Origin of the sequence: Christiangramia aestuarii (assembly GCF_009735585.1) — a bacterium.
GTDB classification, from domain to species: domain Bacteria; phylum Bacteroidota; class Bacteroidia; order Flavobacteriales; family Flavobacteriaceae; genus Christiangramia; species Christiangramia aestuarii.
In genome coordinates, this window is the sequence record NZ_VJVW01000006.1 from 74156 (window position 1) to 86284 (window position 12129).

The following is a 12129-nucleotide window of genomic DNA, read 5'->3' on the forward strand; positions in this document are numbered from 1 at the left end:
AAACCGATTTTTTTTATCTTAGAAATCATCTAATATATTAATAATCAGTTTAAATCACTTTTATGCGGGGGCATTTTTGGGTTATGTTTCTTTTATTTGGAATTATATCCGTGGATGCTCAAAATGATTCGCTTGTCTTCACCAACAACAATATCATGGTAGGGGAATTAAAATCCCTGAACAAAGGCGTGATCACCATAGAAACCGATTACAGTGACAGCGATTTCAAGATAGACTGGGAAAAGGTTCGTGAGATCTATTCCACAAGCAACTACCTGTTCACGCTTACCGACGGCAGGAGGCTGAACGGCAGGGTGAATACCGTAGCTGTTCCCAGGTGGGAGATCTACAGGATCAATGGTGACACCGTGGAAGTGGAGAGGGACGAGATCGTTTATTTCAGGTCTTATAAGAAGGATTTCTGGAGCAGGCTGAACGCTTCTGTTGATGCCGACTACAGTTTTACCAAGGCAAATAATTTCAACCAGATAGGAGCCCGGGCCAATATTGGTTATACCGCCCCACGCTGGTGGTTAAAGGCGGGATACAGTATCCTGAGGTCCAACCAGGATGATGTGGAAACGGTTAGAAGGCAGGACGGCAACCTTACCTATCGGAAATTCATGCCCAAAGACTGGTATTACGGCTTTGTGATCTACTTTCTATCCAATACCGAACAGCTACTGACCCTCAGGTCTAATGTGAGGGCGGGGATCGGGAAATATATCATACATACCAATTCCTCTTACCTGGGTATTGAAGCCGGGGTCTCCGGGGTGAACGAGAACTTTGAGAACCGGCCGGAAAACCTCAATTCCCTGGAGGCATACCTGGGTTCAGAACTGAACCTTTTTGATATTGGTGACTGGAGTTTACTAACCCGGATTTTTGCTTATCCCAGTCTTACCGAAAACGGTCGCTGGCGTGTGGATTACAGCCTGGATACCAAATACGACCTGCCTTTAGATTTTTATGTTAAAGGTGGCTTTACCCTTAACTATGATAACCAGGCCATTGAAGGTGCAGCCGACCTGGATTACGTGGTGCAGACCGGAATTGGCTGGGAGTTTAATTGATCAATGTTTTTCATATTTCTGGATCACGGCCATGCTGATGGAAAGTACCAAAATTGCCGCAGGAATAATCAAAAGGTTCCATTCCATTTCCCCCTCATGCTGAAACAACTGGTCTACAAAAAGCACGACCAGGGAGACCAGGATGGTTTGCCATAACAATATTTTCAGCTCAAAGAAATTACCAATGCGTAGCCATTTGGGGAGGTTGTTCTGATCTTCATCGTCTACCAGCCTGCCCAGGAACAGTTTTGTTAAGCCCAGTGAGAATATGAGGAACACCAGCCCTATAAGGAACAGGTCTATAGATTCCAGGATCTCAACCCCAGGCGGTTTGTCACTTTCAAAATTAAAAAATACGATCCCGTAAGCATGTACCGACCTTTTTGCGGCCAGGAAGATCAGGATAAGAGAATTTAAAAAAGTGAACAGCACGATTATGACCACGAGGAACCTAAGCTTGAGCAGATAGTTTAGCATGAGTTAAGCAATTAAAGTAATAGTACCTTAATTTACTCAAAAAACAAGTTAATTATCTGTATTTCAACAACTAATAAACTTTTTCAGGCAAACAAATCTCAACCTTTATATATCTGAAATTGAATTTTATGTCACCAGGAGATGGCAGTTCAGGAATCAAGGAATTCAGGCTCTACCCATGTTTTCCTGTAACCTCTTCAGAAAATCTGCGTCTTATTGATATAACTACAATCTAAATTTTATGAAAAGTTTTTCATCATCATCGGCCAGGGCTCTTTACCTGTTCCTTGTCCTGCCTTCATTTCTATTTATCGCCTTTGCTCAAACTTCGGAAGAGTCAGAGAAGATCGATGAATTGATGAGCAAATATACCCAGTACAAGCAATTCAACGGTTCCCTGCTAGTGGCCAAAGAAGGCGAAGTAATTCTAAAAAAAGGCTATGGGATGGCCAATATGGAATGGGATATTCCAAATAGCCCGAAAACCAAGCACCGGGTGGGCTCTATTACCAAACAATTTACGGCCATGCTTATTATGCAGTTGAAGGAAGAGGGAAAACTACAGTTGGATGTTCCAATTACAACATATTTAGAAGAATATCCTAAATCTACCGGGGACAAAGTGACCATTCATCATTTGTTAACCCACACTTCTGGTGTACCCAATTATACTTCCTTTCCAGGTTTTTTCGAAAATAGGTCCAGGGATCCGTATACGGTAAGGGAACTTACCAGAACCTTTTCAGACTCCAGCCTGGTATTCGAACCCGGAACTAATTTCGCTTACAGCAACTCAGGCTATATTCTTTTAGGCGCCATCATCGAGGAAGTTACCGGAAAAACTTACGAAGAAGCGCTAAAAGAAAGGATCTTGAAACCACTTGCCATGAACGATACCGGGTACGATCATTTTGAAGAGATCATCAAAAACAGGTCTACCGGCTACGAACAGAAAGGCAATAATTTCACAAATTCAAAATACCTGGATATGTCTATCCCCTATGCCGCCGGATCCATTTACAGTACGGTGGAAGACCTTTTTAAATGGCATAAAGCTTTGCTTAACGACGAGCTTATCTCCCCGGCAAGCAAAAAGATCATGTTCCAGGCCCATAAACCCCTGGGACCACAGTCGGCCGCCTATGGCTGGTTCGTGGGTAGTCAGAAATTTGGTATGGAGAAAGATTCGGTTTTTACGACGGTGCACAGCGGAGGCATTAATGGTTATAGTTCTCTTATTACAAGGATCCCCAGTGATGACGCCCTTATCGTACTGCTGAACAACACCGGAGGAAAAGCGCTGAATGATATGACCGAAGCCATTGGAAGGATCCTTTATGATCAGGATTATGAATTTCCGAAGCCTTCTGTCGTCCTGGAAGTAAGGCGTGAGTACCAGGAAATGGGACTTGAGGCTGCCAGGGAACTATATTCAGAAATCAAGGATTCTGAAGACTATGAATTGAATGAATATGAACTTAACAGCTTTGGTTACGATCTTCTTCGCAGCAATAAGATCGATGAGGCCATAGAGATCTTTAAATGGAATGTAGACGCTTTTCCCGAGTCGGGCAATGTTTACGATAGTCTTGGGGAGGCTTACCTGAAAAAGGGAAATATAGAACTTGCTATAAAGAACTATCGAAAGTCTGTAGAATTAGATCCAGCTAATTCACATGCTCTACAGGTGATCAACGATCTTGAAAAGCAGGTGAAATAATTGAAATATTAGCAGGAACGGCAAAAAACAAACAGGTTTTAGCCGTTCTTTTTTGCTTATTCTGCAAATCAGGATCCTGGCAGACGGCTTAATAATTAAAAAGGCACCGGCGGACTCAGCCTGGCCGGTTGCGAGATCTTTACTTCCTCAACCTCGAACTTTTTAGAAGTATAGTTTCTGGAGGTTAGAAAATTAATAAACAGCGCGATTGCCGCGATCATACATAATTTGAAAAGCAGACTAATAGGATTGATCCTGATATCCAGATCCAGTCTCTCAGCCAGTTTTACCTGTTGGGGCATTGTTTTCATATAGCTAAATTTAGCAGCAGTAGGGCACTGCTGGTTCATTTAAACCAATTACATAAGTAGGGCGGCATTTGGGGGCACCTGCAAGTTAAGAACAGATCACCCCTGAAAATTTTATGCACTTAATTAGTTATTAACCAAACTATTAACAATTCTTAAAATTTTGGCCTGGGCCAGTTCCAACCCGGCCCCGGCCAAAAGAATTCATCTAACGGACGGGCCTGTTATCTCACGAGACCTCACCTCAGTTATTCCTGATCGCTGCCTGTGCCGAGGCAATTCGTGCAATAGGCACCCGGAAGGGCGAACAGCTCACATAGTCCATCCCCGCCTTATAGCAGAATTCTATGGAAGAGGGTTCACCTCCATGTTCCCCGCAGATCCCGATCTTAAGCCCGGGCTTGGTTTTCCTGCCATTTTCAATTCCAATCCTTATCAATTGACCTACTCCCTCCTGGTCTATAGCTTCGAAAGGATCCCCGGCCAGGATTCCTTTTTCATAATAGACCGGCAGGAACTTACCTATATCATCCCGGGAAAATCCGTATACCATCTGGGTTAGGTCATTTGTCCCAAAGGAGAAGAATTCGGCATGTTTCGCGATCTCGGCAGCGGTAAGGGCCGCCCTGGGCACCTCGATCATGGTACCTATCTGGAATTCTACCCTGCTTTCCCTCTCTGTAAAAACGGTTTCGGCGGTTTCCCTGATGATCTGCTCCTGCAGGATAAATTCACTTACAGTCCCTACCAGTGGGATCATGATCTCTGGTTTAACTTCAATTCCCTTTTCTTTAAGGTTCAATGCTGCTTCCAGAATCGCCCTGGCCTGCATTTCGGTGATTTCGGGATAGGTGTTACCCAGCCTGCATCCCCTGTGTCCCAGCATAGGGTTGAATTCCCTTAGCTCGTCCACTTTATTTTTCACCTGTTTTACAGAAATATGCATTTCGTTGGCCAGCTCCTTCTGTTGGGTGAGCTCATGGGGAACAAATTCATGCAACGGAGGATCCAGTAACCTGATGGTAACCGGCAGTCCCTGCATAGCCTCGAAAATACCTTCAAAATCTGCTCTTTGCATAGGTAATAATTCCCGCAGAGCCCGTTTTCTTCCGTTAGGCGAATCTGCAAGTATCATTTCACGCATGGCTTTGATCCTTTCATGACCAAAGAACATATGTTCGGTCCTGGTAAGACCAATTCCGGAGGCCCCGAAGTTTCTTGCCGCTTCAGCATCCTTAGGTGTATCGGCGTTGGTACGCACCTTCATCTTTGCGAACTGGTCTGAGATCTCAAGCAATTCAGCCAGGTCTTCGCTTAGCTCGGGTTCAACGGTGGCTACTTTTCCTTCCAGGATATTTCCAGTACTTCCGTTAAGGGAGATCCAGTCTCCTTCGTGGTATACCTTGCCTCCGGCCCTCATCTCCCGGCTTTTATAATCTATGTTCAAAGATCCTGCTCCAGAGACACAACATTTTCCCATTCCGCGTGCCACCACCGCCGCGTGAGAGGTCATTCCCCCACGTGCAGTAAGTATACCCCTGGCCAGATTCATCCCTTCAAGATCTTCTGGAGAGGTTTCGATACGAACCAGGATTGAATTCTTGAACTTATGAGCCTCATCTGCAAAGAACACGATCTGGCCGGTAGCGGCTCCCGGAGAGGCCGGAAGCCCCTGGGCAATTACATGGGCTTTACTTAATGCTGCCTTGTCAAAAACGGGATGAAGCAACTCATCCAGTTTCATGGGTTCAATACGCAGGATCGCTTCTTTTTCACTGATCTTGCCTTCCTTAAGCAGGTCTACGGCAATTTTGATCATGGCCGTACCGGTACGTTTCCCATCCCTGGTCTGTAGAATCCATAACCTGCCTTCCTGAATGGTGAATTCCATATCCTGCATGTCCCGGTAATGATCTTCTATTTTCTGTTGGTACTCATCGAGTTCTCTATACAGGTCGGGCAGCAATTCCTCCAGCGAAGGATATACTTCCCGTCTTTCCTTTTCATCGACCCTGGCCAGTTCTGCCCAGCGCTGCGATCCCAGTTTGGTGATCTGCTGCGGAGTTCTAACCCCGGCCACCACGTCTTCACCCTGGGCATTCATAAGATATTCCCCGTTGAAAACATTTTCACCACTACCGGCATCACGGGTAAAGCAAACCCCTGTAGCTGAACTATCTCCCATATTTCCGAAGACCATGGCCTGGACGTTTACCGCCGTACCCCAGTCTGAAGGATATCCATGCATATTCCGGTAATAGACCGCCCTCTTCCCGTTCCAGCTGTCGAACACGGCCATAGTGGCATCCCAAAGCTGTTCCCAGGGATCTGCAGGGACGCTTTTCCCCGTTTTCTTTTTTACGATCTCCTTGAAATCGCTCACCAGTTCCTTAAGGTCCTCGACACCAAATTCAGTATCCAGCTGAATATTACGTTTTTCCTTCAGCTTCTCTATGATCTCTTCGAAACCGTCATTTTCTTCCTTGGAATCGGGCTTCATTCCCAGTACCACGCTACCGTACATTTGAATAAAGCGCCGGTAGGAATCCCAGACAAATCTATCATTACCGGTCTTCTTAATGAGACCGGCCACTACCTCGTCGTTCAAACCAAGGTTGAGTACCGTATCCATCATTCCAGGCATGGACTTTCTTGCGCCAGAACGAACTGAAAGCAACAATGGATTCCCGGGATCTCCATATCTGGAGCCCATGATCTTTTCTACATGCTCCACTCCTTCCCTTACCTCGGGTCTCAGGATATCGATCAATTTTTCCTTGCCCAGCCGGTTGTATTCTGTACATACTTCAGTGGTGATCGTAAATCCCGGCGGAACCGGAATACCGATACGGCTCATCTCGGCGAGGTTGGCTCCTTTTCCGCCCAAGAGGTTTTTCATATCCTTGCTGCCGTCGGCTGTTCTATTCCCAAATCTAAAGATCCGGGCCTTGGTGGTTACTGCTGCTTCCATAATTCAAATCTTTTAAATGAAACGAGATTATTCTGCATGAAATTAGGCAAGAAAACCAGCAATAAGTATGACTAAAATCAGCTAAGCGGGTCTTTTTGAAGACTGAAAATGAAACAGGTAGAATTATTGTCTTAAAACTACACACCTGAGGCAATGCCTTATGAAAAGAGGAATTTTAGATGCAGTTTTTAAGACTTAACCGGATTTCCTTCTCATTCTTTAAAATTTATTTAGGAAACCTGAGGTTTTAAAATTTTACATTTGAAAGAGCATACCAACAGCTAAAATTTGTCTTTTTCATACCTAAAATACCGAAAACCTACTCCCAATGCTAAATTATAGCTCGCCCAAATGGGCTTTGATAATAGGCTTCTGGCTTATCTCCTGCCAGGTCCTTCTTGCACAGGATACCAGTGAGACCCCACCGGAAGTTGGCACCACCCAGAAGATCGGGGACGTGATACTTTTTTCATTACCGGCCGCAACCCTGGCCTCCACTTTTATTGTTGAAGATGCTAAACCCAATGGAGCCTGGCAGTTTACCAAGGGTCTATTGCTAACGGTAGGAGTTACCTACGGGCTCAAATTCGGCATCAATAAACCCAGGCCAGATATGAGTAATGATAACTCGTTTCCCTCAGGGCATACCTCAACGGTCTTTCACAGCGCCGGATTTGTCCATCGCAGGTATGGTTTTAAATACAGCATGCCGGCCTACGCTCTTGCCGGTTTTACCGCTGCCAGCCGGATAGATTCAGAAAAACATGATATCCTGGATGTGATTGCCGGTGCAGCAATTGGTTTGGGCAGCAACCTGCTTTTCACTACCGAATACCAGCAAGAACATATGCAACTCAGCTTCAGTAGTGGAGATGGCAGTTATTTGCTGGGTTATACCTATAGCTTTTGACAGATGAGAAAGTCCTTAATTGATTTCATATCGAATATCAGGAATTTTTTAATCAGAAAATTCAAAGCCTACGATCATAAACTGCCATATATCATCATCGTTCTAATCGCGCTTATTGTTGTGGTTACAAGCATCAATCTTTTTGTAGAGCTTACCGATACTTTAAAAACAGAGATGCTGGCAGAGATCGATGATAAGATCACCAGTTACGTACTATCATTCCGTAGCCCGGGACTTACAAATTTTTTTATCTTCATGACAAGGCTGGGCGATTTTTACGGTTATCTGGCGGTTCTCATCGGCTATTCCCTGGTTTCCCGCCTGATCTTTAAAAGATGGAAATACGTCTTACAATCCAGCCTGGTACTTATCCTGGCTTCAGCCTCCAACATGATGTTGAAACGTTTTATAAACAGGGCAAGGCCGGGAATAGAGCATATGGTTTCTGTAGAGACGCTGAGCTATCCCAGCGGGCATGCGATGAGCGCCATGGCCTTTTACGGGTTTCTAATTTACCTGTGCACAAAATTCAGGATAAATAAATTCCTGAAAGCGGGGCTTATCGGGCTGCTGGTCTTTATCATCCTCAGCATCGGCATAAGCAGGATCTACCTGGGAGTGCATTTTCCTTCAGATATAGCGGGAGGTTATATTGCCGGCCTTTTCTGGGTGGTCTTTTGTATACTTATATTCAACCTTATTGAAATTTTCAGAAGGGATCCACAAACTTAATTCTGCCAAAAAAATAAACCTGCAGATCAAAGGACCTGCAGGTTTTAACGTAGCCTCACCAGGAATCGAACCTGGATCTAAAGTTTAGGAAACTTCTATTCTATCCATTGAACTATGAGGCCAGCTGCCACAAAAGTAATCTCTTTATTGAAAAAATAAAAAGCCTGGTGAAAAACTTTAATTTTTCCAATCGGGGCACAAATCCTATCTTTCCTTTGTCTAAAATAAGTGAACCTATGAAATTTTTTTCTGCCATTGGGATCTTCCTGCTGTTAGCCGTCCAATCCAGTTGCGGGTCCTTAAACCCCGAAAAATCAAAGCAGTATTCCGGTATCATAAAACCCGCGGGAATCACCACTTACCAGTACGGAACCCACAGGCTGGAAACTAAGGGAGCTTTTTACGCGCTTAGAAGCGATAGCATAGATCTTGAACAATACGAAGATCAAAAAGTGAAGATCACGGCTACCCGCATAAAAGGATATCCTGTAGATGGCGGGCCTGTATTTTTAGAGGTAACAAAAGTTAAAAATTAAATGCTGTAAGCCAATCCTTGCTAAAAAGCCTTTTCCGCTCTAATTTCACCTGAAAAACAAGTATTTTGAAAAAATTATTCCTTGTCCTGTTCCTATGCTTTTTTTCCCATTTTAATTCCCACGCCCAGGTGGACGAGGACCAGTTAGGTGCCTGGTACATGTATATCTGGAACACCGAATTTGGAGAATCAAAATTCGGATTACAGGGAGACGCTCAATATCGAAACTGGAACGTCCTGGGTGACCTGGAACAGCTTCTCCTTCGTGCTGGATTTACCTACAGCCCTAATTCCAGTATTAAGCTTACTTTAGGCTATGCCAATATCACCTCGGGCAGTTTCGGCGATTCCAACGACACCTCTTCTGAAAACAGGATCTACCAGGAAGCTCTGCTTCCGCATAAGATAGCAAACAGGATCTACCTAAAACACAGGTTCAGATATGAGCAGCGATGGGTAGAAGACCAGGATTTCAGGACCCGGTACCGCTATAATCTTTTTCTGAATATTCCCCTTAATCAGCCAGATCTCAACAAGAACTCTATCTATCTCGCCCTGTACAACGAGATTTTCATTAATGGGCAAAAGGATGTTGGGAACGGCAGGGTTGAGCTTTTTGACCGTAACCGTTTTTATGCTGCCCTGGGCTATGCCATAAAAGACAATCTTAAAGTCCAGGCCGGTTACATGGAGCAAAGTACCAACGATATTAGCAAGGGACAGCTGCAGCTGAGCCTTCACCATAGCTTCTAGGATAAGCAGGCTTTTAGTATCTTTAGAAAAATTACAAAACCAGTTATGAAAAAACTATTACTTCTTACCTGTCTCCTATTTTCTGCGGGACTTAGCTCTCAGAACATTAAAGGTCTTTCCAAAGACGCTTTTGCGCATACCTATTCTATAGTTGCCAGGGATACTATCACCGGGGAAATGGCGGTGGGCGTGCAGAGCCACTGGTTTTCGGTGGGCTCCATTGTTTCCTGGGGTAAGGCCGGGGTTGGAGTGGTGGCCACCCAGTCTTTTGTGAATCCCGCTTATGGGCCCGAAGGCCTGGAGCTAATGGCAAATGGTATTTCAGCAGAACAGGCGCTCACCAGGCTTGTGGAAAAAGATGAAGGCCGAGCCTATCGACAGGTCGCTTTCCTGGATGCCAACGGAAATGTTTCCGGTTTCACCGGGGAAAAATGCGTAGAGGCTGCTGAAGACCTACAAGGAAAGAATTTTTCGGTACAGGCCAATATGATGCTTAACGATGAAGTAATACCGGCAATGGCCGAGGCTTTTGTAAGATATTCAGATTATCCCCTGCCCGAAAGGGTTGTTGAAGCATTGAAAGCTGCCCAGGAAGCAGGCGGCGATATAAGAGGCAAACAATCTGCTGCCTTGATCGTAGTGGGACCAGAAAGGACCGACAAGAGCTGGGAGGAAAAAAAGATCGACCTGCGGGTAGACGACCATAAAACTCCTATCAGGGAACTTGAGCGTTTACTGAAGGTTCACCGTGCCTACGAGCATATGAACAAGGGAGACCTTGCCGTAGAAGAAGGAAATATGCAAAAAGCCCTGAAGGAATACGGGGCGGCAGAAAAGATGTTCCCGGAAAATCTGGAAATGAAGTACTGGAAAGCCGTAGCCCTGGCCAATAGCGGAAGGCTGGAAGAGGCCAAACCAATCTTTAAAAAAGTATTTTCAGAAGATGAGAACTGGAGAGAGATGACCACCAGGCTTCCGGCCTCCGGCATCCTTACTGTTTCTGATGAAGAACTTCAGGCAATAATAGAATAATTTGAATATATTTACCAGTCTAATCCTCTTACTATGAAAAGATTATATAGAACTCCAATAATATTAGCTTGCCTTCTATCCATCCTGGTATTTTCCTGCAAGGAAGAAGATAAAAGCACTGAAAAGGAAGAAGCTACCGCTCAGACAGCTTCAGCCGAAGAAATGAAAAAGAACATGGAAAAGAGCAGCGATCTAAAATACAACCCCGAACACGGGGAAGCAGGCCATCGCTGTGACCTTCCGGTAGGAGCACCACTGGACCAGGCAAATGCCTCAACTACTCCAGAGATGACCAGCTCGCCGGTAAGGCTCCAGAGCGCTACACCAAGGATAAATCCTCCTCATGGGGAGCCGGGACATGATTGCAGTGTTGCCGTTGGTGCCGAACTCAACTAGGGATAGCCCATTTTCAGGAACGAATAGAAATTAAATTCGCCCTTTTGCGACCTAAACTGTATGAGCGAAATAAATACCAATTTCTATTCAGACCTTGCCATTCACGACTCTTCCATAAGCGAGCTGATTGGTGACCGCGAGAAATTTTGCAGGCTGCCCGATTCCTGGCATATCCTTGTGGCCGATATCCGGAACTCTACCCAGGCGGTTGCTGAAGGAAAACACAACAATGTGAACCTGGTCGCTACCGGTTGCGTGATCGCCATTCTCAACCTCGCAGAAAGCAATAATATCAACGTCCCCTTCTTTTTTGGAGGTGATGGCGCTGTATTTCTGATTCCGGAAGAACTAAAAGACAATTCCCTGGCCGTACTAGAAAAACATAACCAGAACGCCAGGAAGAATTTCAATTTCAGCCTATCTATTGGCAGCTTTAGCATAGCAGATATTTACCGGGAGAACATAGGCCTACAGATCGCCAGGGTAAGGGTGAATAAAAATTTCAATATTCCGGTGATCCTGGGTACCGCCCTGCAGTATGCTGAAAACAGGATCAAGAACAATGATTATTCCCAGCAGATATCCACCAATGGAGCTCAGTTGGACCTCAGCGGAATGGAATGTAAATGGGACCGGATTAGACCACCTATGGAAGACCAGGAAGTGATTAGCCTTATAATTGAAGGCTGCGAGGAATCAGATTTTTCGCGGGTATATTCCAAGATCATGGCCGCGATAGATGATATCTACGGCTCGGTTGGCCGAAGAAAACCTATTTCGGTAAAAAAATTAAAGATCAAAGCGGGACTGCACAGGATAAATGCGGAATTGAGGACCAAGCTGGGAAGATGGAGCCTGCCGGCTTTCCTTAAAAGCTTTATGATCGCCAATTTCGGGGAACTTTACCTGAAAAACACGAAGGCTGGGATGACCTACCTGCAGAAACTGGTTGAACTTTCAGACAATCTTAGCCTTGATGGCAGGATAAACACCGTAATTACGGGGAACAGTTCCCAGCGCAAAAAACTTACCGCATACCTCGACAAACTGGAAAAATTACAGCTCATTAGATACGGGTACCACGTGAGCGAGGAAAGCATTATGTCCTGCTACGTTAAGGATACCAGTACAGACCAGCACGTTCATTTTATAGATGGCGGCGATGGTGGTTATACCAAGGCAGCCAACCACCTTAAATCTAAATACAAGGTTTAGCTGC

General features: G+C 45.0%; 12 protein-coding genes and 1 tRNA gene. 9 read left to right on the plus strand and 4 right to left on the minus strand.

Annotated elements, in window-relative coordinates; genetic code table 11:
* Positions 1 to 83: 83 nt before the first annotated feature.
* A complete protein-coding gene (locus FLP08_RS14220) occupies positions 84 to 1076 on the plus strand; it encodes a DUF481 domain-containing protein (RefSeq protein ID WP_238388507.1) in 993 nt (330 codons plus the stop codon).
* Here the strand turns inward: FLP08_RS14220 and FLP08_RS14225 are convergent, their stop codons facing one another.
* Positions 1077 to 1553: a YqhA family protein gene (locus tag FLP08_RS14225; protein ID WP_156277683.1), complete on the minus strand. Its 477-nt coding sequence runs from the start codon at positions 1551 to 1553 to the stop codon at positions 1077 to 1079.
* Between the two features lie 241 nt (positions 1554 to 1794).
* Here FLP08_RS14225 and FLP08_RS14230 point away from each other — a divergent pair, with 241 nt between their 5' ends.
* Positions 1795 to 3273, plus strand: coding sequence for a serine hydrolase (locus FLP08_RS14230; RefSeq protein ID WP_156277685.1), 1479 nt, complete (start codon positions 1795 to 1797; stop codon positions 3271 to 3273).
* A gap of 95 nt (positions 3274 to 3368) precedes the next feature.
* Here FLP08_RS14230 and FLP08_RS14235 read toward each other — a convergent pair whose 3' ends face one another.
* Both FLP08_RS14235 and ppdK read right to left on the minus strand, forming a co-directional pair.
* Positions 3369 to 3584 (minus strand): hypothetical protein, encoded by a 216-nt coding sequence (locus FLP08_RS14235; protein WP_156277687.1) that lies wholly within the window; start codon positions 3582 to 3584, stop codon positions 3369 to 3371.
* 241 nt (positions 3585 to 3825) lie between these two features.
* Positions 3826 to 6552, minus strand: coding sequence for a pyruvate, phosphate dikinase (gene ppdK / locus FLP08_RS14240; RefSeq protein ID WP_156277689.1), 2727 nt, complete (start codon positions 6550 to 6552; stop codon positions 3826 to 3828).
* Positions 6553 to 6880: 328 nt separating this feature from the next.
* On the opposite strand from ppdK, the gene FLP08_RS14245 reads away from it, so the two are divergent.
* Entirely contained in the window at positions 6881 to 7462 is a 582-nt protein-coding gene (locus FLP08_RS14245; protein WP_156277691.1) for a phosphatase PAP2 family protein, read from the plus strand.
* A 3-nt stretch (positions 7463 to 7465) separates the two neighbouring features.
* Positions 7466 to 8194, plus strand: a complete 729-nt coding sequence (locus FLP08_RS14250; RefSeq protein ID WP_156277693.1) for a phosphatase PAP2 family protein — start codon at positions 7466 to 7468, stop codon at positions 8192 to 8194.
* 50 nt (positions 8195 to 8244) lie between these two features.
* On the opposite strand, the gene FLP08_RS14255 is transcribed toward FLP08_RS14250, so the two are convergent.
* Positions 8245 to 8316: transfer RNA gene (locus tag FLP08_RS14255), tRNA-Arg, on the minus strand.
* Positions 8317 to 8430: 114 nt separating this feature from the next.
* Between FLP08_RS14255 and FLP08_RS14260 the strand changes: the two genes are divergently transcribed.
* From FLP08_RS14260 to FLP08_RS14280, 5 genes are all read left to right on the plus strand, one after another.
* The gene (locus tag FLP08_RS14260) at positions 8431 to 8730 is read left to right on the plus strand and encodes a hypothetical protein (RefSeq protein WP_156277695.1); all 300 of its coding nucleotides are present in this window, start codon (positions 8431 to 8433) and stop codon (positions 8728 to 8730) included.
* 65 nt (positions 8731 to 8795) lie between these two features.
* A complete protein-coding gene (locus FLP08_RS14265) occupies positions 8796 to 9482 on the plus strand; it encodes a DUF2490 domain-containing protein (protein WP_156277696.1) in 687 nt (228 codons plus the stop codon).
* Between the two features lie 45 nt (positions 9483 to 9527).
* Entirely contained in the window at positions 9528 to 10514 is a 987-nt protein-coding gene (locus FLP08_RS14270) for a DUF1028 domain-containing protein (RefSeq protein ID WP_156277697.1), read from the plus strand.
* 33 nt (positions 10515 to 10547) lie between these two features.
* The gene (locus FLP08_RS14275) at positions 10548 to 10910 is read left to right on the plus strand and encodes a hypothetical protein (protein WP_156277698.1); all 363 of its coding nucleotides are present in this window, start codon (positions 10548 to 10550) and stop codon (positions 10908 to 10910) included.
* Positions 10911 to 10970: 60 nt separating this feature from the next.
* Positions 10971 to 12125: a DUF3095 family protein gene (locus FLP08_RS14280; RefSeq protein ID WP_156277699.1), complete on the plus strand. Its 1155-nt coding sequence runs from the start codon at positions 10971 to 10973 to the stop codon at positions 12123 to 12125.
* The last annotated feature ends 4 nt before the right edge of the window (positions 12126 to 12129 follow it).